Genomic DNA, 24050 nt, shown 5'->3' on the forward strand with positions numbered 1-24050 from the left:
CGCCGGGGCAGCCGGAGGCCGCGCGGTCAGACCGCGAGCTCGGCCTCGGCGTCGGGAATGTGCAGCGCGGTCTCGAAGGCGGTGCGATAGAGTTCCGACAGTTCCGCCAGCGGCGCGGTGGCGCCGCCGAGGCTGACCGTGGCGCCGCCGAAACGGCCGACCCGCGCCAGCGGAATGCCAGCCGAGCCCGCCGCCGCCTCGAGCGCCGCGGCGCTGTCCTCGTCGGCGGCGATCAGGTAGCGGCCCTGATCCTCGCCGAACAGTGCCGCCGTGCCGGTGACGCCGATCTCGACGCCGAGACCCGCACCCTCGGCCATCTCGAAAGCGGCCAGCGCCAGCCCGCCCTCGGAGAGGTCGGTGCAGGCGCGGATCAGCGCGTGGTTGTCGCGCACGAACAGGCCATGCGCCTTCTCGGCGGCGAGATCGACGGCGGGGGCGTCGCCCTCGTCGCGGCCCGACATCTCCCACAGCAGCGCCGAACGGCCGAGATGGCCCTCGGTCGTGCCGAGGACCAGCGCCACGTCGCCTTCGGCGGGCTGCGTGCCGATCGCCCGGTCGGAGGTCTCGATCAGACCGACGCCGCCGATGGTGGGCGTCGGCAGGATGCCGGTGCCGTCGGTCTCGTTGTAGAGCGAGACGTTGCCCGACACGATCGGGAAGTCGAGCGCCGCGCAGGCTTCGCCTATGCCTTTGATCGCGCCGACCAGCTGGCCCATGATCTCGGGCTTCTCGGGGTTGCCGAAGTTCAGGTTGTCGGTCGCGGCGAGCGGCTTGGCCCCCGTGGCGACCAGGTTGCGCCAGGCCTCGGCCACCGCCTGCTTGCCGCCCTCATAGGGGTTGGCCTTGACGTAGCGCGGGTTGACGTCGCTGGTGAAGGCGAGGGTCTTGTCGGTGCCGTGCACCCGCACCAGCCCCGAACCGGCGCCCGGCGCGCGCGCGGTGTCGCCCATCACCATGTGGTCGTACTGCTCCCAGACCCAGGACTTGCGGGCGTGGTTGGGCGAGCCGATCAGCGCGCGCAGACCCGCGATCGGGTCGACCTCCTCCACCGGGCCCAGCGGCGCGGCGGCCGGGGTCTCGACCCAAGGGCGGTCGTATTCCGGCGCCGTGCCCGACAGCGCCTTGAGCGGCAGGTCGGCCTTGGTCTCGCCTTCATGGATGATCAGGAAGCGGTCCTCGGGGATCGTCTCGCCGACGATGGCGAAGTCGAGGTCCCACTTGTCGAAGATCGCCCGCGCGACGGTCTCCTTCTCGGGGCGCAGCACCATGAGCATCCGCTCCTGGCTCTCCGAGAGCATCATCTCGTAGGCGGTCATCGCCTTTTCGCGGCAGGGCACGCGGTCGAGGTCGAGACGGATGCCGAGATCGCCCTTGTCACCCATTTCGACAGCCGAGCAGGTCAGACCGGCGGCGCCCATGTCCTGGATGGAAATCACCGCGCCCGACGCCATCAGCTCGAGGCAGGCCTCCATCAGGCGCTTCTCGGTGAAGGGATCGCCGACCTGCACGGTCGGGCGCTTCTCCTCGATCGTGTCGTCGAACTCGGCCGAGGCCATGGTCGCGCCGCCGACGCCGTCGCGGCCGGTTTTGGCGCCAAGATAGACCACGGGCATGCCGACGCCGCTCGCTGCCGAGTAGAAGATCGCATCCGCATCGGCGAGGCCGGCGGCAAAGGCGTTGACCAGGCAATTGCCGTTGTAGCTCGGGTGGAAGCGCACCTCGCCGCCGACATTGGGCACGCCGAAGCAGTTGCCGTAGCCGCCGACGCCGGAGACCACGCCCGACACCAGGCTGCGGGTCTTGGGATGGTCGAGGCTGCCGAAGCTCAGCGCGTTCATCGCCGCGATCGGGCGCGCGCCCATGGTGAACACGTCGCGCAGGATGCCGCCGACGCCGGTCGCAGCACCCTGGTAGGGCTCGATATAGGAGGGGTGGTTGTGGCTCTCCATCTTGAAGACCACGGCCTGGCCGTCGCCGATATCGACCACGCCGGCGTTCTCGCCGGGGCCGCAGATCACCTGCGGGCCGGAGGTCGGCAGCGTCCGCAGCCATTTCTTCGACGACTTGTAGGAGCAGTGCTCGTTCCACATCGCCGAGAAGATGCCGAGCTCGGTGAAGCTCGGCTCGCGGCCGATGATCTCGAGGATGCGCGCGTATTCGTCGGGCTTGAGCCCGTGCGCGGCGATGAGGTCGTCGGTGATCTGGGGGTCGGACATGCGGGCGCTCTCCTGCTGGTCGCGCGCGTCATACAATCAGCCCGCCGCAGGGGAAAGCGGGTTTCGGCCGGGCCGGACGATGAGCCGCAGCCAGGCCATGGCCAAAAAAAAGCCGGGCACACAGGCCCGGCAAGTCCAACAGGGAGGTATGAAGCGACGCACCGTGAGGCGCCGTCGGCTTCGAACGCTGAAATATATAGCGGGATGTGAACGATCAAGTTCAAAACCCTTGCCGGCGCGGCAAGGCCGCCATGCGCCCCGCGCATGGCTGAAAAAGAGGCAGATCGGAGGTCGCGTGCTTAATCCGCGCGCTGTTCGCGAAGCTTGCGGCGATGGGCGAGGACTTCTTCCTGCACGAAATCGCGGAAGGCGGCGACGCGCTTCGATTGGCGCAGCTCCTCGGGATAGGCGAGGAAGACCGGCACCTCCCCGGATTCGATGTCCGGCAGCACCCGTTCGAGCGAGGGGAAGTGGTCGGGCAGGTAGTCCGGCAGCACGCCGACGCCGAGATCGTTCAGCACCGCCTGCAGCACCCCGAAATAGTTGTTCACGGTAAGCAGGGAGGGGATGTTGTTGGTCAGCAGCTCCTGCACCATCGCCGCGCCGGCCGAGACTTGCGCCGAGGACGGGTTCTGGCAGATCAGCCGGTGGTTCTCGAAATCCTCGACCCGGTCGAGCGGCCCGGCCTTGTCGAGGTAATCCTGCGTCGCATAGAGCCGCATGCGCACGTTCATGAGCCGCTTGCGGATCAGGTCGGCTTGCGACGGCTCCTTCATCCGGATCGCCACGTCGGCCTCGCGCATCGGCAGGTCGAGCACCCGCTCCTCGAGGATCAGGTCGATCTTCAGATCGGGATAGCGCTCATAGAGCTTGGGCAGGCGCGGCGCGAGCCACAGCGTGCCGAAGCCGATCGGCGTGGTGATCTTGATCTCGCCGAACACCTCCTCCTCGCTGTCGCGGATGCGCGCGGCGGCGGCGTCGAGACGCTTGGTCATCGAGCGGGTCGCCTCGAACAGAAGCTCGCCCTGCTCGGTGAGGATCAGCCCGCGCGCGTGGCGGTGGAACAGCGTGGTGTTGAGCTGTTCCTCGAGCGCGCGGATCTGCCGGCTCACCGCTGACTGGCTCAGATGCAGCGAATCGCCGGCATGGGTCAGGCTGCCCGCATCCGCCACCGCGTGGAATATCCGCAGCTTGTCCCAATCCATCGCACCGTCCTGTCATTTCGTCCTGCGTCGCGCCATCTACGACCCGACGCGGCGCTTGCAAAGCGCCCGCATTGCATTTCCGCGACCTCATCCGCGAACTCTCGCACAGCATAACGGCAAATCCCGGTTTTTGCCGATTTTTTTGCCGTTTTACGCACCGTTCCCCCGCCCCGATGGGCCGGCGGCGGCACGCCGCGCCGCGGCGGGCCAAACCATAGATGGATTTCCCGCCCGATCCCCCTTATGTCCCGAGGAACGATGCTCCGGCGCCGACCGGGGCAAAAGACGTGGCGAAAAGCGGGGTTGCGCGATGGCGGTCGGGATCTTCGATAGTGGCTTGGGCGGGCTCACGGTGCTGGGCGCGGTCGAGCGGCGGCTGCCGGACCTGCCGCTGGTCTATTTCGGCGACAACGCCCATGCGCCCTATGGCGTGCGCACCGCCGACGACATCTTCGACCTGACCACCGCCGCCACCGAACGCCTGTTCGACGCCGGCTGCGATCTCGTCATCCTCGCCTGCAACACCGCCTCGGCGGCCGCGCTGCGCCGCATGCAGGAGGGCTGGGTGCCCAAGGGCAAGCGGGTGCTGGGCGTGTTCGTGCCGCTGATCGAGGCGCTGACCGAGCGGCAGTGGGGCGACAACTCGCCGCCGCGCGAGGTCGGCGTGAAGCATGTCGCGCTCTTCGCCACCCCGGCCACGGTGCGCTCGCGCGCCTTCCAGCGCGAGCTGGCCTTCCGTGCCATCGGCGTCGATGTCGAGGCGCAGGCCTGCGGCGGCGTGGTGGACGCGATCGAGGAGGGCGACATGATCCTCGCCGAGGCGCTGGTGCGCAGCCATGTCGACGCGCTCAAGCGCAAGATGCCCGAGCCCGACGCCGCGGTGCTGGGCTGCACCCATTACCCGCTGATGGAAGAGATCTTCCAGGACGCGCTGGGCCCGCAGGTCAAGGTGTTCAGCCAGGCCAGCCTGGTCGCCGAGAGCCTCGCCGACTACCTGCAGCGCCGCCCCGAGATGATCGGTTCGGGCACCGAGAGCCTGTTCCTGACCACCGGCAACCCCAAGGCCGTCTCGAACCGCGCCACGCAATTCCTGCGCCGCAAGATCGAGTTCACACCGGCCTGAACCGGACGCCGTGATCGCCGCCTTTCCGACGAGGAGCCAGACATGACCCATTCCGCCGCCATCCTCGGGGCTTCCGGATATACCGGGGCCGAGCTGGTCCGCCTGATCGCCACCCATCCGGGGCTGGAGATCGCCGCGCTGTCGGGCGATCGCAAGGCCGGCATGGCGATGGGCGAGGTCTTCCCGCATCTCGGCCATCTGGAGCTGCCGAAGCTCTGCACCATCGACGAGATCGACTTCTCCGCCATCGACATCGCCTTCTGCGCGCTGCCGCACGCGATGAGCCAGGCGGTGATCGCGGAGCTGCCCAAGGATCTGAAGATCGTCGACCTCTCGGCCGATTTCCGGCTGCGGAACGACGGCGAATACGAGAAGTGGTACGGCAAGCCCCATGCCGCGATGGATCTGCAGGCCGAGGCCGTCTACGGCCTGACCGAGTTCTACCGCGAAGAGATCCGCGCCGCCCGTCTCGTCGCCGGCACCGGTTGCAACGCCGCCACCGTGCAGTTCGCGCTGCGGCCGCTGATCGAGAAGAGCCTGATCGATCTCGACGACATCGTCTGCGACCTCAAGAACGGCGTCTCGGGTGCGGGTCGTTCGCTCAAGGAGAACATGCTCTTCGCGGAGCGCTCCGAGGACGTGCTGGCCTATTCGGCGGGCGGCACGCACCGGCATCTGGGCGAGTTCGACCAGGAGTTCAGCCAGATCGCCGGGCGCGACGTGCGCATCCTCTTTACCCCGCATCTGGTGCCGGTAAACCGCGGCATCCTTGCCTCCTGCTACGTGAAGGGCGACCCGCAGGCCGTGCACGAGGCGCTGCAGACGCGCTATGCCAGCGAGCCGTTCCTGCGGGTGCTGCCCTTCGGCAAGCTGCCGGGGATGAGCCACGTGCAGGGTTCGAACTTCTGCCATCTGGGCGTGGCGGGCGACCGGGTGTCGGGCCGCACGCTGGTGGTGTCGACCCTCGACAACCTGTGCAAGGGCTCCTCGGGCCAGGCGTTGCAGAACGCCAACCTGATGCTGGGCCTGCCCGAAACCGAGGGGCTGATGCTCGCCCCGGTCTTTCCCTGATGCGCGGCCTCAAGAAGACCCGCCGCATCCAGGTGCTGGCGCTGGCGGCGGTGGCGCTGGTGCTGGCCACCGGGATCATCGGCTTCGCGATGCGCGACGGGATCAACTTCTTCCGCTCGCCGGCGCAGCTCCTGGCCGAGCCGCCGGGCCCCGAGGAGGTGTTCCGTCTCGGTGGACTGGTCGAGGAGGGCACGCTCAAGCGCGGGCAGGGCGAGACGGTCACCTTCTCTGTCACCGATGGCGCGGCCTCGGTGCCGGTCGCCTATACCGGCATCCTGCCCGACCTCTTCGAGGAGGGGCAGGGCATGGTCGGCCAGGGTCGCTGGACCGGCGAGCGCTTCGAGGCGATCGAGATCCTTGCCAAGCATGACGAGAGCTACATGCCCAAGGAAGTGATCGACGCGCTGGAGGAGCAGGGCGTCTACAAGGCACCGGACGCAGCCGCACCGTCGAATTAACCTTGCCGCGGCATTCTCCCGTCCGGGGTCACGGAAGGGGGCGGAATGAAGAGCGTGGAAGAGATCGCGGCGGAGATCGTCGCGCGCGAAGGCGGCTATATCGACGATCCGGATGATCCGGGCGGCGCCACGAAACATGGCGTGACCATCGGTACGCTGCGGCGTCTCGGCATGGATCTCGACGGCGACGGCGTCGTCACCAAGGCCGATCTGAAACTGCTGTCAGCCGATCGGGCCGCCGAGATCTTCATCGAGCATTACTATCGACGCCCGCGCATCGACGCGCTGCCCGCGAGCCTGCAGCCATCGGCCTTCGACATGTATGTCAATTCCGGCGCCAACGCGGTGAAGATCCTGCAGCGCCTGCTGGTGGCGATGCGCATCCCGTTGGCGATCGACGGCATCATCGGGCCCCAGACCATCGCCGCCGCGCGACAGGCCCATGCCGCCGCGCCCGAGCATCTGGCCGATGCCTACGGCATCGCCCGGCGCAACTATTACTACGCCCTGGCCGACCGCCGCCCGGCGAGCCGCAAGTTCGCGCGGCGGCGCGACGGCGGCAAGGGCGGCTGGATCAGGCGGGCCGAGGAATTCATATCGCCGCGCTACCACCTGAGCGCGGCGCAGCATCGGGCGAGGGTCTCGGCATGGGGATGAACACCGGACTGATCGGAGGGGTCGCCTCGACCCTGTTCGGCGCGCGGCGCAACATGGTGGTCGAAACGGTCGGGGCGTTTCGCGAGAATGTCGAAGGACGCGCGGCGCGCAACGCCGATCACCGGGCCGACGTGCTGTCGCAATTCGCCGCCGAGATGGCGCGCGAGCGGCGCGGCGGCTGGGACCGCTTCATCGACGGGCTCAACCGCCTTCCACGTCCGCTAATGGCCTTCGGCACGCTCGGCCTGATCGTGGCGGCGATGACCGACCCGGCCTGGTTCGCGGCGCGCATGGAAGGACTGGCGCTGGTGCCGGAGCCGCTGTGGTGGCTGATGGGAGCGATCGTCAGCTTCTATTTCGGCGCGCGGATGCAGGCGCATGGCCAGGGCTTCGAGCGCGAGATGCTGGTGGCGCTGGCCCGGATGCGGGCGCGCCTGCCCGAGCCGGACGCCGCGATTCCGAAGGGCGCTGCTCCCGGCCCGAGCAGGAGTGGGCCGGTCTGGCCCAACGCCGCGCTCGAGGACTGGCAGCGCACGCGAGGGTGATCGCCCGAGAGGGGCCGCGACGATCTGCCAGCGCGCTGCGCCATGGCCCGGTGCGCGCGGATCGGTTAGAACTTGGGCCATGCTGATCGAACTTGGACATTTCGCGCTGATTCTGGCCTTCGTCACCGCCATCGTGCAGATGGTGGTGCCGCTGATCGGCGCGCAGAAGAACTGGCGCGGCTGGATGGCCGTGGCCGAGCCCGCCGCCACCGCGCAGTTCCTGCTCACCGGCTTCGCCTTCGCGGCGCTGACGGCGGCCTTCGTCACCTCGGATTTCTCGGTGGCGCTGGTGGTGGCGAACTCGCACTCCCTGAAGCCGATGCTCTACAAGGTCAGCGGGGTCTGGGGGAACCACGAGGGGTCGTTGCTCCTGTGGCTCCTGATCCTCGCGGGCTTCGGCGCCTGCGCGGCCTGGTTCGGTGGCGACCTGCCCGAGAAGCTGCGCGCCCGCGTGCTGGCGGTGCAGGCCTCGATCGGCGTGGCCTTCTACGCCTTTCTGCTCTTCACCTCGAACCCGTTCCTGCGGGTCGCGGTGCCGCCCTTCGACGGGCGGGATCTGAACCCGCTGCTGCAGGATCCGGGCCTCGCCTTCCACCCGCCGTTTCTCTACCTCGGCTATGTCGGACTCTCGATGTCCTTCTCCTTCGCGGTCGCGGCGCTGATCGAGGGGCGGGTCGACGCCGCTTGGGCGCGCTGGGTCCGGCCCTGGACGCTGGCGGCCTGGCTGTTTTTGACCATCGGCATCGCGCTGGGCTCCTGGTGGGCCTATTACGAGCTGGGCTGGGGCGGCTTCTGGTTCTGGGACCCGGTCGAGAATGCGAGCTTCATGCCGTGGCTCTTTGCCGCCGCGCTGCTGCACTCGGCCATCGTCACCGAGAAGCGCGAGGCGCTGAAGAGCTGGACCGTGCTGCTCGCCATCCTCGCCTTCAGCTTCTCGCTCCTGGGCACGTTCATCGTCCGCTCGGGCGTGCTGACCAGCGTGCACGCCTTCGCCAACGACCCCGAGCGTGGGGTGTTCATCCTCGCCATTCTCGCCGTCTTCACCGGCGGCGCGCTGACGCTCTATGCGGCGCGCGCTCATGCGATGCAGGCCAAGGGCGTGTTCGGGCTGGTCAGCCGCGAGAGCGCGCTGGTGGCCAACAACGTGCTGCTCGCGGTCTCCGCGCTGGTGGTCTTCGTCGGCACCGTCTGGCCGCTGGTGGCCGAGATGGCCTTCGGCCGCGTGCTCTCGGTCGGCCCGCCCTTCTTCGACGCCGCCTTCACGCCGTTCTTCGTGGCGCTGGCGCTGCTGCTGCCGCTGGGCACGCTGATGGCATGGAAGCGGTCCCAGGGTGGCCGGCTGATGCGCCAGCTGATGCCGGCGCTGGCGCTGGCGGCGGCATTGCTGCTGCTGGGCTACGCGCTGGGATCGGGTCGTTCGGCCTTCGGCCCGCTCGGGCTGGCGCTGGGCGGCTGGGTGCTGGGCGGGGCCATGGTCGATCTCTGGGCCCGCGCGGGGCGCGGCGCCGTCGCGGCGCGGCTCGGCCGGATGCGCCGGCTGCCGCGGGCCGATTGGGGCCGGGCGCTGGCGCATGGCGGTCTCGGCGTCACCATCATCGGGATCAGCGGCTTGCTGGCCTGGCAGCGCGAGGACATCCGCGTGGCCGAGATCGGCGACAGCTGGACGCTTGGCCGCTACGAGATCACGCTGCAGGCGGTGCGCGAGACCGAGGGGCCGAACTACCTCACCACCATGGCCGAGATGAGTGTGCAGGCGAATGGCCGCGAGGTCGCCACGCTCTACCCCGAGAAGCGGTTCTACCCGGTGGCCGGGATGCCGACCACCGAGGCAGGCATCGATGGCGGGCTGTGGCGCGACGTCTATCTGGTGATCGGCGATCCGCAGGATGGCGGCGGCTGGGCCGTGCGCAGCCATCTCAAGCCGATGGCGGCCTGGATCTGGCTCGGCGGAATCCTGATGGCGCTGGGCGGGGTGGTCTCGCTCACCGATCGCAGGATGCGGGTGGCGGCCGGCGCGCGCCGCGCCCCGGCGCCGGTGGCGGCGGAATGAAACGGCTGGCGCTCATCCTCGCGCTGATTGCGGCGCCTGCCTTCGCGGTCGAGCCGGACGAAGTGCTCGACGATCCGGCGCTCGAGGCCCGGGCGCGCGAGATCAGCGCCGGGCTGCGTTGCCCGGTCTGCCGCAACGAGAGCATCGACGAGAGCAATGCCGGCGTCAGCCGCGACCTGCGGCTCTTTGTCCGCGAGCGGCTGCTGGCGGGCGACAGCGACACGGAAGTGGTGCGCGCCGTGGTCGACCGCTACGGCGAATACGTGCTGCTCAAGCCCGACACCTCGGGCGCCAACCTGATCCTGTGGCTGGCCGCGCCCGCGCTGCTGGTGCTCGCCGGTGGCGTCGCCTTCATCTCGATCCGCCGCCGGGCCTCCGGTCCCGAGGACCGGCTGTCGGAGGAGGAAGAGGCGCGGCTGCGGGACCTGCTCGACCGCTGACGCTTGGTTCCCCCTTTCGCGATGCGCCGCGCGCTGTAGGCTCGGCCGCAACTTTGGGGGGAGAGCTTGCATGGACTACCAGACGATCGGCTTGACGGTGGAGGAGGGCGTGGCGGTGCTGACGCTCGACCGGCCATCGGTGATGAACGCGCTCAACACCCAGATGCGGGCCGAGATCACCCACGCGCTGCGCAATCTCGACGCCGCCGCCCGGGTGCTGGTGATCACCGGGGCCGGGCGGGCCTTCTGCTCGGGCCAGGATCTCGGCGATGCGGGCAGCGCCAACGCCACCGATCTCGAGCGGGTGCTGCGCGACGAATACGTACCGATGCTGCTGGCTCTGCGCGACCTCGAAGTGCCCAGCATCGCCGCCGTGGGTGGCGCTGCTGCGGGCGCGGGCGCCAACCTGGCGCTGGCCTGCGACGTGGTGATCGCGTCGGAAGAGGCGCATTTCACACAGGCCTTCACCCGGATCGGCCTGATCCCCGATGCCGGTGGCACCTGGACCCTGCCGCGCCAGATCGGCAGCGCGCGGGCGATGGGGGCGATGCTCTTCGCCGACCGCATCCCGGCCCGTCAGGCGGCCGATTGGGGAATGATCTACGAAGCCGCGCCGGAGGCCGATTTCGAGGAGCGCTGGCGCGCCCGCGCGGCGCAGCTGGCGCAAGGGCCGACGCTGGCCTACCGGCAGCTGCGCGCGGCAATGCGCGACAGCGCCGAGAGCGGTTTCGAGGCGCAGCTCGCGCGCGAAGCGCAGCTGCAGGGGATCTGCGGCCGCAGCCGCGACTTCAAGGAAGGGGTCGTGGCCTTCGTGGAAAAACGCGCCCCGCGTTTCGAGGGGCGCTAGGCCTTCAGGCCGCGTCGCCCATCTGGGCGGCGCGCCGGCCCATCAGCGGCAGGATCTGCTCGAACACCCCACCGAAGACCGAGCCATCCGTGGCGCCGGCATCGCGCGTCTGGCGGGCCGGGCGGCCGGGCAGGCGGCCCTCGATGACGAGGCCGTGGCCGGAGGCCCGGTTCGCCGCCGTGGGCACCAGATGCAGCGCGAAATCGCGGCCGGCGAGATCGTCGATCGTCAGGCACAGGCTGTCATGTGCCAGCTGCAGTGCCGTGGCGCGGGGCGCGGGCATGCCATGCCGCGTGTCACGCTCGAAGCGCACGCCGCAATCATAGCCGCGCGCATCGTCGCCCGCCGCCCGCACCCGGCCGGAGGAGACGTTGCGACCGCGCAGCCGGGGCCCGTCCATGTGCAGGCCGCCCAGGATCTCGTGATCGGCGAAATCGAAGACCAGCGCCCCGAGGCCGAGGCCGTGGCCCGCCGCGTCGTCGATCCGGATATCGATGGTGATGGCGCCATCTGCGGTCTCGTGCAGCGCCAGACGCACCGGGACATCCCGACCGAAGCTTGCTTCGGCGCTTTCGGGGCTGGGGGTGAACCGCACTTCGATATGAGCCGACATGACAGACATCCTTTCGCTCGAACCTGAGAACCGCACTCGTCGATCTGACTGCATCCTGTATTGCAGCAGATTGGGGCGCCGGGGTGGCATGCGGTCCGACTTCGGGAGAAATAGCCTATTTCTTCAATGACTTAGCCTAACGGATAGGTCTCTTTGGTCGAGGCAACCTATACGAAAGAATTGAAGCATTAGATTTACTGAATAAATGCCGCTCTCTTTCGAGACAGGAATTTTCCCTTACCTATCCGATCGGTTAGGCGCGCCTTTGGACAATGCGCGGCTCTTGGGGGGATTGGTTCCTCGGGCCGAGGCGAGGCACGATTGCGCGGCGAATGCGGCGAAATCTGGGCGGTCAGCGCAGTCATGCGGCGCCGACTCGCGGCCTTTGCCCATAAAAAAAGGGCCCGGCATCGCTGCCGGGCCCTTCAGGCCCCCGAGGGGGCCGAGACGCGCTGAGATCAGCGGTTCTCGATATCGACATAATCGCGCTGCGTGGCGCCCAGATAGAGCTGGCGCGGACGGCCGATCTTGAGCTGCGGATCGGCGAGCTGTTCTTTCCACTGCGACACCCAGCCGACGGTGCGCGCGAGCGCAAAGATCGGCGTGAACATCGAGGTCGGGAAGCCCATCGCGTCGAGGATGATGCCCGAATAGAAGTCGACGTTCGGGTAGAGCTTCTTCTCGGCGAAGTAGGGATCCTCGAGCGCGACGCGCTCCAGCTCCTTGGCGACCTGCAGGGTCGGGTTGTTCTCGATGCCTAGCAGCTCGAGCACCTCGTCGGCGCTCTCCTTCATCACCTTCGCGCGCGGGTCGAAGTTCTTGTAGACCCGGTGGCCGAAGCCCATCAGGCGGAACGGATCGTTCTTGTCCTTCGCGCGGGCGATGAACTCGGGGATCCGGTCCGGGGTGCCGATCTCGCGCAGCATCTCGAGGCAGGCCTGGTTGGCGCCGCCATGGGCGGGGCCCCAGAGGCAGGCGATGCCGGCAGCGATACAGGCGAAGGGGTTGGCGCCCGACGAGGAGGCGAGACGCACGGTCGAGGTCGAGGCGTTCTGCTCGTGATCGGCGTGCAGGGTGAAGATCCGGTCCATCGCGCGGGCGAGGATCGGGTTCACCTCGTATTCCTCGGCCGGGACCGAGAAGCACATGCGCAGGAAGTTCGACGCGTAGTCGAGATCGTTGCGCGGATACACGAAGGGCTGGCCGATCGAGTACTTGTAGGCCATCGCCGCGATGGTCGGCATCTTGGCGATCAGGCGGATCGAGGCGACCTCGCGCTGATGCTCGTCATTGATGTCGGTGCTGTCGTGGTAGAAGGCCGACATCGCGCCGACCACGCCGACCATGGTGGCCATCGGATGCGCGTCGCGGCGGAAGCCGCGGAAGAAGTTGTGCATCTGCTCGTGGATCATGGTGTGACGCGTCACCAGCGTCTCGAACTCCTCGAGCTGCGCCGCCGAGGGCAGCTCGCCGTAGAGCAGCAGGTAGCAGACCTCGAGGTAATGCGAATCCTTGGCGAGCTGGTCGATCGGGTAGCCGCGATGCAGCAGCACGCCGGCTTCGCCATCGATATAGGTGATCGTGGAGTCGCAGGCCGCGGTCGAGGTGAAGCCCGGGTCATAGGTAAAGACACCCGCCTGCGCATAGAGCTTGCGGATGTCGATCACCTCGGGTCCGCCGGTCGGGGCGTACATCGCCAGATCGTAGCTTTCGCCATCGATGGTCAGCTTTGCGGTCTTGGTCGTCTCGGCCATACAGGTCCCCTTCATGTTCCCGCCGCCGCCCTAGGCGACGCGCGACTCTGATCTCTCGATGCCGCGGTGCAACATAGCGGATGGTGTCTGACCGGCCAGTATCAGGCGGCCGCGTCCTCGATCCGCGCCACGCTTTCGTCGCGGCCGAGCACCAGCATCATGTCGAATACGCTGGGGCTGACCATGCGCCCCGCCAGAGCCGCGCGCAGCGGCCCTGCCAATTTGCCCAGGCCAAGACCATGCGTCTCGGCCAGAGCGGTCACGACCCCCTCCAGCGCGTCCCGCTCCCAGCTAGCAGTTTGCAGCTGCGGCGTCAATTCTGCCAGTATACCACGGGATACATCGTCGAGGTTCTTGGCCGATTTCTCGTCCGGGACGATCGGGCGCTCCGTCAGGACAAAGTGCGCTTTTTCAACGAGTTCCGGGAATATCTTCGCGCGATCCTTGAGGTGGGGCATCGCCTTGAGCAGCCCTTCGCGCTGACCTTCGGTCAGGGGCAGCTGCCCGGTCGCCGCGAGAAATGCCTCAAGTTCATGCAGCAGCGCGGCATCGTCGGAGACGGCGATGTGCTGCCGGCAAAGATTCTCCAGCTTCTTGGTGTCGAAGCGGGCAGGCGACTTGCCGATGCCCTTCAGGTCGAACCACTCGCGCGCCTCGGCGTCGGTGAAGAATTCCGCGTCGCCATGGCTCCAGCCCAGCCGGGTGAGGTAGTTGCGCATGCCGGCCGAGGGGTAGCCCATCTGCTGGTACTCCGCCGCCCCGGTCGCGCCATGGCGCTTGGACAGCTTCTTGCCATCGGGTCCGAAGATCAGCGGCACATGCGCGAAGACCGGAAGCTCCCAGCCCATGGCGCGATAGATGAGCGCCTGACGATGGGCGTTGGTCATGTGGTCGTCGCCGCGGATCACGTGGGTCACGCCCATGTCGTGATCGTCGACCACGACGGCGAGCATGTAGACCGGCGAGCCGTCCGAGCGCAGCAGCACCATGTCGTCGAGCTGGTCGTTGCCGATGGTGATCTCGCCCTGCACCTCGTCGTGGATCGTGCTCGCGCCTTCGCGCGGGGCCTTGAGGCGGATGACGAAGGGCGCGTCGTCGGGGTAGTCGGCCTCGCTCGCGTCGCGCCAGGGCGAGCGGTAGAGCGTCGAGCCGCCCAGCGTGCGTGCCTCCTCGCGGAAGGCCTCGATCTCGGCCTGCGTCGCAAAGCATTTGTAGGCGGTGCCATCGGCCAGCATCTGGCGGGCCACCTCGGCGTGGCGCTCGGCCCGGGCGGCCTGGCTGATCGGCTCACCGTCCCAGTCGAGGCCGAGCCAGCTCAGCCCGTCGAGGATCGCGCGGGTGTTCTCGTCGGTCGAGCGGGCGCGGTCGGTATCCTCGATCCGGAGAAGGAACTTGCCGCCGCGGCCGCGTGCATAAAGCCAGTTGAACAGCGCGGTGCGGGCGCCGCCAATATGCAGCGCGCCGGTGGGCGAAGGGGCGAAGCGGGTGACGACCGGGGTCTGGGACATGCGGGGGGTATTTACCTTTCGCTAACCATGCGGCGCGCAGCCTTGTTGGCATGGGGGATACTCAGGTCGGGGCTCGGAAACAAGCGTGGGCCATGGGCGCGGCCCCGGCGCCCGGTCCCCGGATCGAGGCGGCGCTGGCGCGGCAGAGGGCCTATCTGGCCTGCTGGACGCCGGTTTGCCTCGGTGCGGGCATCGGGATCTGGTTCGCCCTGTCGCGCGAGCCGGGGGCCGCCATCTATGGCGGTGTGGCCGGACTGGCGGCGCTCTGCCTTGCCTTGCGGATGTTCTTACGCGGACTGGCAGGGCGGGTGCTCGCCATGGCGCTGCTCCTCATCTGCGTGGGCTTCCTGCTTGCAGGTGCGCGGGCGCACAGCCTTTCCGCGCCGGTGCTGGGGTTCCGCTACTACGGCCCGATCGAGGGGCGGATCGTCGATGTCGACCGCTCGCAGAGCGACCGGCTCCGGATCACGCTCGACCGGCTCCGGCTCGAGGATGTGCGCGGAGTCCCCCACCGCGCCCGGCTGTCGCTGCATGGCGACCACCTTGCCCCCTTGGCCCCGGGCACGCGGGTGATGACCACCGGGCATCTGTCGCCGCCGCCGGGGCCGGCCGAGCCGGGCGGCTTCGATTTCCGCCGCCACGCCTGGTTCCTTGGACTGGGCGCGGTGGGCTATTCCCGGGTGCCGCTGCTGCTCGCCTCTGACACGCCTGCCAAGGGGGCATGGCTCGCCCGGCTCAGGGTCCGGCTGAGCGCGGCGATCCGGTCGCGGATCGGGGGAGAGGCGGGGGGCTTCGCGGCGGCGGTGACCACCGGTGACAGGTCGGGGCTGGGCCGCGCCGCCAATGACGCGATGCGCGAGGCCAATCTCTATCACCTCGTCTCGATCTCGGGGATGCACATGGCGATGCTGGCGGGCTTCGTGTTCTGGCTGGTGCGGGCCGGGGTCGCCGCGCTGCCACCGCTCGCGCTGCGGCTCAATGGGCGCAAGGTGGCCGCAGCCTTGGCGCTGCCCGCCGCGGCCTTCTACCTCGCCCTCGCGGGCCGCGACGTGGCGACCGAGCGGGCCTTCATCATGGTTGCGGTCAGCTTGGGGTCGGTGCTGGCGGACCGCCGGGCCCTGAGCCTGAGGGGGTTGGCGATCGCCGCGCTGATCGTGCTGGGGCTGCGGCCCGAGACCCTGCTGAACCCCGGCTTCCAAATGTCATTCGCCGCTGTACTGGCGCTGGTCGTCGCGATGGGGCGGCTACCTTCCGCCTGGCACCGGCCACGCGGGCTGGCGCGGCTCTGGATGCCGGTGGCGCTGTTGTCGCTCACCTCGCTGGTGGCGGGGAGCGCCACCGCGCCCTTCGCCGCCGCGCATTTCAACCGCGTGGCGCATTACGGCCTGCTGGCCAATCTCCTCGCCGTGCCGGCGATGGGCGGGCTGGTGATGCCGGGGGCGGTGATCCTCGCCGTGACGGGACCGCTCGGGCTCGACCAGCCAGCGGTCTGGATGATCGACTGGGGCTCGCGCTGGATCTTGTGGGTGAGCGCGCGGATCGCCGAACTCGACGGCGCCAGCTCGGCGGTGATCGCCCCGCCGGGGGCCGTCGTGGCGCTGGTGGCGTTCGGTGGGTTATGGGGCACGCTGTGGCAGGGGCGGGGACGGGTGGCGGCGCTGCTGCCGCTGGCACTGGCCGCCGGGCTGTGGGCGCGGGCGGAGCGGCCCGACCTGCTGATCAGCGACAGCGGCGCGCTGCTCGGGCTGATGACGCCGGAGGGGCGGGCGCTGTCGAAGCCGACGGGCGACGGTTTCGCGGCCGGGGTCTGGCTGGAAAACGACGGCGACGGGCGCAGCCAGTCCGAGGCGCATGACCCGCGCGCACTGCCCCGCCATGACCGGCTATTGCGGATAAGGTTTCAAGGGACCGAGATCGTGCAGGTCACCGGAAAGACGGCCTTGGCAAAGCTCCAAGGCTGCGGCGGCGCCGACATCCTGATCACCAACCAGCCCGATCCGGCCACGCGCCCCTGCCTGCGCTTCGATGCCACGCGGTTGCGCGACACCGGGGCGCTTGCCCTGTGGCGCGGCCCGGACGGCCCCCGGATCGAGACCGTGGCCGAACGGGCCGGGCGCAGGCTCTGGACTCAGTAGTTGCGGATCAGTCCGACGAGGCGGCCCTGCACACGCACCTGATCATCGCTGTAGATGCGGGTTTCATAGGCCGGGTTTGCGGCTTCGAGCGCGATGCGCCGACCATTGCGGCGGAACCGCTTGAGCGTCGCTTCCTGATCCTCAATCAGCGCGACGACGATGTCGCCATTGTCGGCCGAGGCGGTCTCGCGGATCACCACGAGGTCGCCATCGTTGATGCCGGCCTGGATCATCGAATCGCCGTGCACCTCAAGCGCGTAATGGTTGCCCTGACCCAGCATCGAGCCCGGAACCGCGACCTCGTGGCTGATCTCGCTGATCGCGGAGATCGGTACACCGGCGGCGATCCGGCCCATCACCGGAAGGTTCATCGCCATCGCCGCGATTTCGGGCGGCATGTCCGACGGCTTGGGATCGGCCTCGGTCGAGAGCCCCTCGGCGGCGAAACGGTTCTCCATCGCCTCGGGCAGCTTGATGATTTCCAGCGCGCGGGCGCGGTGGGCGAGCCGGCGGATGAAGCCGCGCTCCTCGAGCGCGGTGATCAGCCGGTGGATGCCCGATTTGGAGCGCAGGTCGAGCGCGTCCTTCATCTCGTCGAAGGAGGGCGGAACGCCGTCGGCCTTGATCCGCCGGTGGATGAATTCCAGCAGGTCGGACTGTTTGCGGGTCAGCATGGTTGCCCCTTTTTGCGCGCGGACGGTTGGGGCTCCGTTCTATGCACGTTCCCGTTTTGTGTCAAGCCCTCACAGCGCGATCACTTCCACCACGTCACCCGCATCGCGGGCAGGGTCATGCGGCGGCTGCACGATCAGGCAGTCCGCATCCGACAGCACCGACAAAAGCGAGCTGTCCTGCTTGGAGAAGGCGGTCACGCCGTTCGGCCCGGTCGCGGCGCGCAGGTAGTGCTCGCGCGGGCCGTTCGCTGCCAGAGGCGCGGCCAGCCGGGCACGGTGGCGCGGCGCCGGGGCGGGGGGAAGGCCCGAAAGCGCCCGGATCAGCGGCACGAGGAAGACATGCGCGCAGACCATCGAGGAGACCGGGTTGCCCGGCAGCCCGAGAAGCAGCGCATCGCCGAAACGCCCGGCCATCAGCGGCTTGCCCGGGCGGATCGCCACCTTCCAGAAAGCCCGCTCCATCCCGGCCTCCGAGGCGGCCTCGCCGACGAGGTCGTGGTCGCCCACCGAGGCGCCGCCAATGGTCACCACGATATCGACGCCGCGCGCCAGCTCGAACGCCTGCGCCAGCGCGGCCATGCTGTCGCCGGCGATCGGCAGCAGCCGCGGCGCGCCGCCGGCCTGTGCCACGATGCCGTGCAGCCCGTAGGCGTTCGATGCGATGATCTGGTCGGCGCGCGGTGCGCCGCCCGGCGCAACCAGCTCGTCGCCAGTGGCGATGATCGCCACTTCGGGCCGACGCGAGACGGTGAGCCTGTCGGCGTTCATCGACGCGGCCAGAGCGATGTCGGCGGGCCGCAGCAGGCGCGGCGCCGATAAGGCGTCGCCGGCGCGGAAATCGACACCGGCGGCGCGGATGTTGCGGTTCTCGGAAATGCCGGGCGACAGGGTCACATCGTCGCCGTCGCGCGTCGTGTCCTCCTGGATCACGACGCGGTCCGCGCCCGCAGGCACCGGGGCCCCGGTGAAGATGCGCACCGCCTCGCCCGGCCCGACGCGGCCGGCAAAGCCATGCCCGGCCGCCGCCTCGCCGATCACCGTCAGCCGCGCGCCGGGCGCGCAGTCGGCGTCGAGGATCGCGTAGCCGTCCATCGCCGAAGCCGCGAAGGGCGGCTGGTCGCGCGTCGCGATCGCCGGGGCGCGCAGCACGCGGCCCGTGGCGGCGGTCAGAGCGACCTCTTGCGTGTCGAGCGGCGTAACGAGGGCAAAGAGCCGGTCGAGGGCCTCGGAGACGGGGATCACGCCTGCCAGCGTCCCGACTTGCCGCCCTCCTTGAGGGTCAGGCGGACGCCGCCGATGACCATGTCCTTCTGCGCGGCCTTGAGCATGTCGTAGATCGTCAGTCCCGCCACCGAGACCGCCGTCAGCGCCTCCATCTCGACGCCGGTGCGGCCGGTGGTGCGCACCGTCGCGGTGATCCGCACGCCCGGCAGGGCCTCGTCGGCCTCAAGGTCGAGCGTCACCTTCGACAGCGGCAGCGGGTGGCACAGCGGAATCAGGTCGGCCGTCCGCTTGGCGGCCATGATCCCGGCCAGCCGGGCGGTGCCCAGCACGTCGCCCTTGCCGGCGCGGCCCGCCTGCACGAGGGCGAGCGTCTCGGCGGTCATGGTCACGTGACCCTCGGCCACCGCCATGCGGTCGGTGACCGACTTGTCGGTGACATCGACCATGTGGGCGCGGCCGGCGGCGTCGAAATGCGTGAGCGGCATCAGGCCCCCGGCGCGGTCAGCGGGCTCGCCAGCAGGCTGCGCGTCGCCGCGGTCACGTCGTCCTGCCGCATCAGGCTTTCGCCGATCAGGAAGCTGCGCACGCCGTAGCGCGCCATCTCGGCGAGATCGGCCGGCGTCGACAGTCCGCTCTCGCCGACGATCATCCGGTCGACCGGCACGTGCTTGGCCAGCTTGCGGGTCACGTCGAGCGAGGTCTCGAAGGTCTGCAGGTTGCGGTTGTTGATGCCGATCATCCGCGACGACAGCTCGGCCGCGCGGTCGAGCTCGGCGCGGTCATGCACCTCGATCAGCGCGTCCATGCCCCAGCGCGTCGCCGCGTCCTCGAGCTCGCGCGCCTGCGCGTCCGACACGCTCGCCATGATGATCAGGATGCAGTCGGCGCCCAGCGAGCGGCTCTCGGCCACCTGCCACGGATCGTAGAGGAAATCCTTGCGCAGCACCGGCAGCGAGGTCGCCTCGCGCGCCTGCACGAGGAACTCGTCCGCGCCCTGGAAGGAGGGCCCGTCGGTCAGCACCGAGAGACAGGCCGCACCGCCCGCCTCGTAGGCGGCGGCGAGCGCGGGCGGGTCGAAATCGGCGCGGATCAGCCCCTTGGAGGGGCTGGCCTTCTTCACTTCGGCGATCAGGCCGTAGCCCTCGCGCGCGGCCTCGGCCAGCCGGTCGGCGAAGCCGCGCGGCGCCGGCGCCTGCGCGGCGCGTGCCTCGATATCGGCGAGCGGCAGCGCGGCCTTGCGCTGCGCCACCTCCTCGAGCTTGTAGGCCTTGATCTTGTCGAGAATGTCCATGTCGTCGTTCTACCGGGCAAAAAGGGGCTTGGAAAGCGTTCAGGCGGGGCCGCACCAGTCGATCGGGGGCTCACCGCGTGTGGCGAGCCAATCGTTGACCCGGCCGAAGGGGCGCGAGCCGAAGAAGCCGCGCCGCGCGGCCAGCGGCGAAGGGTGGGCGGTTTCGATCATCAGGTGATCCGGACCGATGAAGGGCGCGGCCACCTTCTGGGCATGCGCGCCCCACAAGAGAAAGGCGCAAGGTGTCGCGGCGGCGCGTTCGAGGACCTGTGCCACCAGCACGTCCCAGCCCCACCGCGCATGGCCACCGGCGCCGCCCGGCTCGACCGAGAGGGCGGTGTTCAAGAGCAGCACGCCTTGGCGCGCCCAATGCGTCAGGTCGCCGGTGGCGGGCGCGCAGCCCAGATCCTCCCGCATCTCCTTGAAGATGTTGCGCAGGGAGGGCGGCAGCTTGGCCAGCTCGGCGGGAACCGAAAAGGCAAGGCCGGTCGCATGGCCCGGCGTCGGGTAGGGGTCCTGCCCCAGGATCACCACGCGCACCGCATCGGGCGGCGTCAGCTCCAGCGCGCGGAACCGCGCCTCAGGGGTGGGCAGCACGGCGGGCAGGGCATCGAGACGGTCGCGCAGGGCGGGCCATTGCGCCGAAAAGAACGGCAGGTCTGCCCAGCCCTCGGGCGGCGCGCTCACGCCTGCCCGGAGGTGATCGCGGCGAGCCGGTCGATGGCGCGACGCGCGGCGCCCGAATCGATGCTTTCGGCAGCGAGATCGGCGCCGCTGCGCAGATCGGAGGCGCGGCCCGCCACCACCAGCGCGGCGGCAGCGTTGAGCCGGACCGCGTCGCGATAGGCGCCCGGCGCCCCGTCGAGCAGCGCGGCCAGCGCGCGGCCATTCTCCTCGGGCGTGCCGCCGATGATCGCCTCGAACGGGTGTTCCGGCAGCCCCGCATCCGAGGGGCTGATCTCGAACTCCTCGACCTGTCCATCTTCGAGTGCCGCGACCCGGGAGGGGCCGGAGATCGACAGCTCGTCGGTGCCGTCGCCGCCATGCACGAGCCAGGCCTGCTCGGAGCCGAGACGGCCGAGCACCTCGGCCATCGGCCGGATCAGGCGCGGATCATAGGCGCCGGTGAGCTGGCGCTTCACCCCGGCGGGGTTGGTGAGCGGCCCGAGGATGTTGAACAGGGTGCGGATGCCGATCTCGGCGCGGATCGGGCCGACATGCTTCATCGCCGGGTGGTGCATCGGCGCCATCATGAAGCCGATCCCGGCCTCGGCCAGCGCGCGCTCGACCACCTCGGCGCCGACCATCACCTGCACGCCCATCTGGCCCAGCGCATCGGCGGTGCCGGATTTCGACGACAGGTTGCGGTTGCCATGCTTGGCCACCGGCACGCCCGCGCCGGCGACGACGAAGGCGGTCGCGGTCGAGATGTTCAGGGTGTTCTTGCCGTCGCCACCGGTGCCGACGATGTCGATCGCGCCCTCGGGGGCCGCAACCTTGAGGCAGCGCGCGCGCATCACGCGGGCGGCGGCGGCGATTTCGGGCACGGTCTCGCCGCGCATCCTGAGCGTGACGAGAAAGGCGGCCATCTGCGCCGGGGTGGCGTCGCCGTCGAACAGGATGCCGAAGGCGGCCTCGGCCTGCTCCGTGGAGAGCGGGCCCTCGAGCGCGGCGGCGATCAGCGGCTTGAGCCGGTCGCTCATGCCGCCACCGGGGCGCCGGGAGCATGGCCCGGCAACCGCTCCAGGAAATTCCTGAGCATCTGGTGGCCATGCTCGGAGGCGATGCTCTCGGGGTGGAACTGCACCCCCTCGATCGGCAATTCGCGGTGCCGCAGCCCCATGATCGTGCCGTCGGCGATGGTCGCGGTGATCTCGAGGCTGTCGGGCAGGCTGTCGCGGTCGACCACCAGCGAATGGTAGCGCGTCGCCTTGAAGGGCGAGGGCAGCCCGGCGAAGACGCCCTTGCCCTCGTGCAGCATGTCGGCGGTCTTGCCGTGCACGATCTCGTGGCAGCGCACGACCTGGCCGCCAAAGGCCTGACCGATGGTCTGGTGCCCGAGGCAGACGCCCAGGAGCGGCGTCGCGCTGTCGGCTGCTGCGCGGGTGAGGTCGAGGCAGATTCCGGCCTGATCGGGATCGCAGGGGCCGGGCGAAAGCACGATGCCCTCCGGCCGCAGTGCCATCGCCTGATCGACGCTGATCTCGTCATTGCGCTTGACCACGACATCCGCGCCCAGCTCGCCCAGATAATGCACGAGGTTCCAGGTGAAGCTGTCGTAATTGTCGATCAGGAGAAGCATTGTCCCTCCGGGCCGCTCGCGCCGCCGTTGAAATTCGGGGCTACCGTTCGGCGGTGGTCCCTTGGTAAGGTCGCGCCATAAATGGGGCCGAGAGGCGGGAAACGTCAAGGTCCGGGACTAGGCGACGCCGGAAGCAGCGGCGCAGCGGGGCGGGAAACGTGGGATCTGGATTCATCATCGGCGGAATCTGGGGTCTGTTGGTATCGGCGGGGGCGCTGGCCGTGGCCTCGCTCATCGGCGACCCGCCGGCGCGCGAGATCGCGCGTCCCTTCGGCGAGGCGGCTGACGAAAGCGAAGTTGAGACGACAGACGAGGCGGCCCGCGCCGCCGCAGAAGGGCCGGGCGGACAGCCCGACGACACGATCATCGTCTCCGGCGAGGTCGAGGTCGTGCCCGTGACACCCGCACAGGACGAAGCCGAAGACGCGCCTGCCGCCGAGCTGGCCGAGGGGCCGCCGCCGCCGGTCAGTGCCGAGGCGCCTGAAGCGCCGGTCGGTGGCGAGGTTCTGGCCGAGGCGCCGGACGCGCCCGCGCTGGCTCCGCGCCGCGAGGCCCTGCCGCTGACGCCGCGTGCCGACGTGCCGGCCGGGCGCGGCGCCGTGCCCGAGGCCGAGACCGAGGCCGAGGACCGGCCCGGCGCCGTGGCCGACGCCGGCTCCGCCCCGCAACCCGCGCCCGATACCGCGGCCGCGCCGGGACCCGCGCCCGAGGTGGATCAGCCGGTGCTGCCCGGCCCGCCCTCGCGGGTGATCGAGGTTCCGGTCAAGGAGGCCGACATCACCGTCGTCACCGACCCGCCGCCGCCGCCTAGCGAAGCGCCGCGCGAGGTGGTTGACGCCCGGCCCGAGCCTTCGACGGAAGAGGCCCAAGAGGTGGAAGCCTCGGAGGACAGCGAAGCACCCGAGATCGCCGCGCTCGCCGAGCCGCCCGCCAGCCCGCCCCTCGCCATGCCCGCGCCGCCCGAGCGGCCGGAGGCGCTGCCCGACATGTCGGGAACGATCACCGTGCTGCCGGCACCGGGCGAGGCGGGTGACGACGCGTCCCGGCCGCTGCCCGGCCGTGCCGCCGGGCTGTCGGGCGGCGACGCGGTGCCGGTGCGCCGGCCCGGCCTCGACGACGAGGAAGCCCCGGTCGAGGCGGCGTCGCTGCCCGACGACGCGCCGGCCCTGATGCGCTTTGCCGCGCCCGATCTGGCCGATGCCGGTGAGCCGCGGATGTCGATCGTGCTGCTCGACACCGGGGCACTCGACAACGCGGTGGCCGCCGCGTCGACCATTCCCTTTCCGGTGACGATCGGCATCGACGCCGAGGCGCCCGACGCCGCCGCGCGGGCCGCGCGCTGGCGTGACGCGGGCTACGAGATCGCCGCCATCGCCCGACTGCCACAGGGCGCCGCGCCCTCCGATGTCGAGGTCACCTTCGAGTCCGCCTTCAACACGCTGCCCGAAGCGGTGGCATTGCTCGATCTCGGCGATGCGGGGCTGCTTTCGGATGCGGACGTGACCGCGCAGGCGCTGGACCGTCTGGCACGCGACGGGCGCGGGCTGGTGGCGTTGCCACGGGGGCTGGCGACGCCGATGCGGCAGGCCGAGGCGCGCGGCGTCCCGGCGCTCGAGGTCTATCGTGATCTCGGCGAGGTCGGGCAGGACGACCGGGTGATCCGGCGCTTTCTCGATCAGGCCGCCTTCCGCGCCCGCCAGCAGGGCGCGGTGACGCTGCTGGCGCCGCTCAACCCCGAGAGCATCACCGCGCTGACGCTCTGGGGCAATCGGGTCGACCGGGAAGGGGTGGCGCCGTCGCCGGTCAGCGCGCTGCTGCAGTTGCAGCTGGCCGGGCCGGTCAAATAGGGCGTTGTTCAAGGGCGCACAGGATCGGTGATTTGACCGCGGCGCTGCGGCTGCCCAGACGTGAGGGCAACGCAACCCAACGGATGGATC

General features: G+C 69.8%; 22 protein-coding genes. 10 read left to right on the top strand and 12 right to left on the bottom strand.

The genetic code is table 11. The features are described 5' to 3' along the window. Positions 1-26: 26 nt before the first annotated feature. Entirely contained in the window at positions 27-2216 is a 2190-nt protein-coding gene (purL, locus tag T8T21_RS01175) for a phosphoribosylformylglycinamidine synthase subunit PurL (RefSeq protein ID WP_322336466.1), read from the bottom strand. Positions 2217-2515: 299 nt separating this feature from the next. Further along, entirely contained in the window at positions 2516-3421 is a 906-nt protein-coding gene (locus T8T21_RS01180; RefSeq protein ID WP_183472935.1) for a LysR family transcriptional regulator, read from the bottom strand. 310 nt (positions 3422-3731) lie between these two features. Between T8T21_RS01180 and T8T21_RS01185 the strand changes: the two genes are divergently transcribed. The 8 genes from T8T21_RS01185 to T8T21_RS01220 all read left to right on the top strand — a co-directional run bounded on the left by T8T21_RS01185 (position 3732) and on the right by T8T21_RS01220 (position 10612). After that, a complete protein-coding gene (locus T8T21_RS01185; protein ID WP_183472937.1) occupies positions 3732-4544 on the top strand; it encodes a glutamate racemase in 813 nt (270 codons plus the stop codon). Positions 4545-4586: 42 nt separating this feature from the next. Next, positions 4587-5615 (top strand): N-acetyl-gamma-glutamyl-phosphate reductase, encoded by a 1029-nt coding sequence (gene argC / locus T8T21_RS01190; protein ID WP_322336467.1) that lies wholly within the window; start codon positions 4587-4589, stop codon positions 5613-5615. Beyond that, a complete protein-coding gene (gene ccmE, locus T8T21_RS01195) occupies positions 5615-6073 on the top strand; it encodes a cytochrome c maturation protein CcmE (RefSeq protein ID WP_183472941.1) in 459 nt (152 codons plus the stop codon). The genes argC and ccmE overlap by 1 nt, the downstream gene beginning before the upstream one ends. A 45-nt stretch (positions 6074-6118) precedes the next feature. Further along, positions 6119-6730: a holin-associated N-acetylmuramidase gene (locus tag T8T21_RS01200; protein ID WP_322336468.1), complete on the top strand. Its 612-nt coding sequence runs from the start codon at positions 6119-6121 to the stop codon at positions 6728-6730. After that, on the top strand, positions 6721-7275 hold the full coding sequence (locus T8T21_RS01205) for a holin family protein (protein WP_322336469.1): 555 nt from the start codon (positions 6721-6723) through the stop codon (positions 7273-7275). The genes T8T21_RS01200 and T8T21_RS01205 overlap by 10 nt, the downstream gene beginning before the upstream one ends. Before the next feature lie 79 nt (positions 7276-7354). Beyond that, positions 7355-9325: a heme lyase CcmF/NrfE family subunit gene (locus tag T8T21_RS01210; protein ID WP_322336470.1), complete on the top strand. Its 1971-nt coding sequence runs from the start codon at positions 7355-7357 to the stop codon at positions 9323-9325. Then, entirely contained in the window at positions 9322-9765 is a 444-nt protein-coding gene (locus tag T8T21_RS01215; RefSeq protein WP_322336471.1) for a cytochrome c-type biogenesis protein, read from the top strand. The genes T8T21_RS01210 and T8T21_RS01215 overlap by 4 nt, the downstream gene beginning before the upstream one ends. A 70-nt stretch (positions 9766-9835) precedes the next feature. After that, entirely contained in the window at positions 9836-10612 is a 777-nt protein-coding gene (locus T8T21_RS01220) for an enoyl-CoA hydratase-related protein (RefSeq protein ID WP_322336472.1), read from the top strand. A gap of 4 nt (positions 10613-10616) precedes the next feature. On the opposite strand, the gene T8T21_RS01225 is transcribed toward T8T21_RS01220, so the two are convergent. From T8T21_RS01225 to gltX, 3 genes are all read right to left on the bottom strand, one after another. Next, positions 10617-11225 carry a hypothetical protein gene (locus T8T21_RS01225; protein WP_322336473.1) on the bottom strand — a complete coding sequence of 203 codons (609 nt, stop codon included), beginning with the start codon at positions 11223-11225 and terminating at the stop codon, positions 10617-10619. Between the two features lie 458 nt (positions 11226-11683). Next, positions 11684-12979: a citrate synthase gene (locus T8T21_RS01230; RefSeq protein ID WP_183472974.1), complete on the bottom strand. Its 1296-nt coding sequence runs from the start codon at positions 12977-12979 to the stop codon at positions 11684-11686. A 101-nt stretch (positions 12980-13080) separates the two neighbouring features. Continuing rightward, complete coding sequence (gene gltX / locus T8T21_RS01235; protein WP_322336474.1) at positions 13081-14487, bottom strand: glutamate--tRNA ligase; 1407 nt, start codon at positions 14485-14487, stop codon at positions 13081-13083. A gap of 92 nt (positions 14488-14579) precedes the next feature. Here gltX and T8T21_RS01240 point away from each other — a divergent pair, with 92 nt between their 5' ends. Next, entirely contained in the window at positions 14580-16622 is a 2043-nt protein-coding gene (locus T8T21_RS01240) for a ComEC/Rec2 family competence protein (RefSeq protein WP_322336475.1), read from the top strand. Here T8T21_RS01240 and lexA read toward each other — a convergent pair. The 7 genes from lexA to T8T21_RS01275 form a co-directional block, all read right to left on the bottom strand. Next, positions 16616-17296: a transcriptional repressor LexA gene (gene lexA, locus T8T21_RS01245; protein ID WP_183472982.1), complete on the bottom strand. Its 681-nt coding sequence runs from the start codon at positions 17294-17296 to the stop codon at positions 16616-16618. The genes T8T21_RS01240 and lexA overlap by 7 nt on opposite strands. Before the next feature lie 69 nt (positions 17297-17365). Continuing rightward, a complete protein-coding gene (locus tag T8T21_RS01250) occupies positions 17366-18538 on the bottom strand; it encodes a molybdopterin molybdotransferase MoeA (RefSeq protein ID WP_322336476.1) in 1173 nt (390 codons plus the stop codon). Further along, positions 18535-19005, bottom strand: a complete 471-nt coding sequence (gene moaC / locus T8T21_RS01255; RefSeq protein ID WP_183472988.1) for a cyclic pyranopterin monophosphate synthase MoaC — start codon at positions 19003-19005, stop codon at positions 18535-18537. Before moaC ends, T8T21_RS01250 begins: the two co-directional genes overlap by 4 nt. Further along, the gene (trpC, locus tag T8T21_RS01260; RefSeq protein WP_183472991.1) at positions 19005-19811 is read right to left on the bottom strand and encodes an indole-3-glycerol phosphate synthase TrpC; all 807 of its coding nucleotides are present in this window, start codon (positions 19809-19811) and stop codon (positions 19005-19007) included. Before trpC ends, moaC begins: the two co-directional genes overlap by 1 nt. A gap of 39 nt (positions 19812-19850) precedes the next feature. After that, the gene (locus T8T21_RS01265) at positions 19851-20498 is read right to left on the bottom strand and encodes a uracil-DNA glycosylase (protein ID WP_322336477.1); all 648 of its coding nucleotides are present in this window, start codon (positions 20496-20498) and stop codon (positions 19851-19853) included. Then, entirely contained in the window at positions 20495-21514 is a 1020-nt protein-coding gene (gene trpD / locus T8T21_RS01270) for an anthranilate phosphoribosyltransferase (RefSeq protein ID WP_322336478.1), read from the bottom strand. The genes T8T21_RS01265 and trpD overlap by 4 nt, the downstream gene beginning before the upstream one ends. Beyond that, positions 21511-22113, bottom strand: a complete 603-nt coding sequence (locus T8T21_RS01275) for an anthranilate synthase component II (RefSeq protein ID WP_322336479.1) — start codon at positions 22111-22113, stop codon at positions 21511-21513. The genes trpD and T8T21_RS01275 overlap by 4 nt, the downstream gene beginning before the upstream one ends. A gap of 158 nt (positions 22114-22271) precedes the next feature. Here T8T21_RS01275 and T8T21_RS01280 point away from each other — a divergent pair, with 158 nt between their 5' ends. Next, the gene (locus T8T21_RS01280) at positions 22272-23960 is read left to right on the top strand and encodes a divergent polysaccharide deacetylase family protein (protein WP_322336480.1); all 1689 of its coding nucleotides are present in this window, start codon (positions 22272-22274) and stop codon (positions 23958-23960) included. The last annotated feature ends 90 nt before the right edge of the window (positions 23961-24050 follow it).

Origin of the sequence: Limimaricola variabilis, from assembly GCF_034371605.1 — a bacterium.
Classification (GTDB): Bacteria; Pseudomonadota; Alphaproteobacteria; order Rhodobacterales; family Rhodobacteraceae; genus Limimaricola; species Limimaricola variabilis.

Excerpts from the sequence above, each read along its gene's own strand:
- gltX (WP_322336474.1), bottom strand. The coding sequence starts at position 14,487 with ATGTCCCAGACCCCGGTCGTCACCCGCTTCGCCCCTTCGCCCACCGGC.
- moaC (WP_183472988.1), bottom strand. The coding sequence starts at position 19,005 with ATGCCGCTCACGCATTTCGACGCCGCCGGCCGCGCCCACATGGTCGAT.
- T8T21_RS01180 (WP_183472935.1), bottom strand. The coding sequence starts at position 3,421 with ATGGATTGGGACAAGCTGCGGATATTCCACGCGGTGGCGGATGCGGGC.
- T8T21_RS01210 (WP_322336470.1), top strand. The coding sequence starts at position 7,355 with ATGCTGATCGAACTTGGACATTTCGCGCTGATTCTGGCCTTCGTCACC.
- ccmE (WP_183472941.1), top strand. The coding sequence starts at position 5,615 with ATGCGCGGCCTCAAGAAGACCCGCCGCATCCAGGTGCTGGCGCTGGCG.
- T8T21_RS01275 (WP_322336479.1), bottom strand. The coding sequence starts at position 22,113 with ATGCTTCTCCTGATCGACAATTACGACAGCTTCACCTGGAACCTCGTG.
- lexA (WP_183472982.1), bottom strand. The coding sequence starts at position 17,296 with ATGCTGACCCGCAAACAGTCCGACCTGCTGGAATTCATCCACCGGCGG.
- T8T21_RS01185 (WP_183472937.1), top strand. The coding sequence starts at position 3,732 with ATGGCGGTCGGGATCTTCGATAGTGGCTTGGGCGGGCTCACGGTGCTG.
- trpD (WP_322336478.1), bottom strand. The coding sequence starts at position 21,514 with ATGAGCGACCGGCTCAAGCCGCTGATCGCCGCCGCGCTCGAGGGCCCG.
- T8T21_RS01225 (WP_322336473.1), bottom strand. The coding sequence starts at position 11,225 with ATGTCGGCTCATATCGAAGTGCGGTTCACCCCCAGCCCCGAAAGCGCC.
- T8T21_RS01215 (WP_322336471.1), top strand. The coding sequence starts at position 9,322 with ATGAAACGGCTGGCGCTCATCCTCGCGCTGATTGCGGCGCCTGCCTTC.
- T8T21_RS01205 (WP_322336469.1), top strand. The coding sequence starts at position 6,721 with ATGGGGATGAACACCGGACTGATCGGAGGGGTCGCCTCGACCCTGTTC.
- trpC (WP_183472991.1), bottom strand. The coding sequence starts at position 19,811 with ATGGACATTCTCGACAAGATCAAGGCCTACAAGCTCGAGGAGGTGGCG.
- T8T21_RS01200 (WP_322336468.1), top strand. The coding sequence starts at position 6,119 with ATGAAGAGCGTGGAAGAGATCGCGGCGGAGATCGTCGCGCGCGAAGGC.
- T8T21_RS01240 (WP_322336475.1), top strand. The coding sequence starts at position 14,580 with ATGGGCGCGGCCCCGGCGCCCGGTCCCCGGATCGAGGCGGCGCTGGCG.
- T8T21_RS01230 (WP_183472974.1), bottom strand. The coding sequence starts at position 12,979 with ATGGCCGAGACGACCAAGACCGCAAAGCTGACCATCGATGGCGAAAGC.
- purL (WP_322336466.1), bottom strand. The coding sequence starts at position 2,216 with ATGTCCGACCCCCAGATCACCGACGACCTCATCGCCGCGCACGGGCTC.
- T8T21_RS01220 (WP_322336472.1), top strand. The coding sequence starts at position 9,836 with ATGGACTACCAGACGATCGGCTTGACGGTGGAGGAGGGCGTGGCGGTG.
- argC (WP_322336467.1), top strand. The coding sequence starts at position 4,587 with ATGACCCATTCCGCCGCCATCCTCGGGGCTTCCGGATATACCGGGGCC.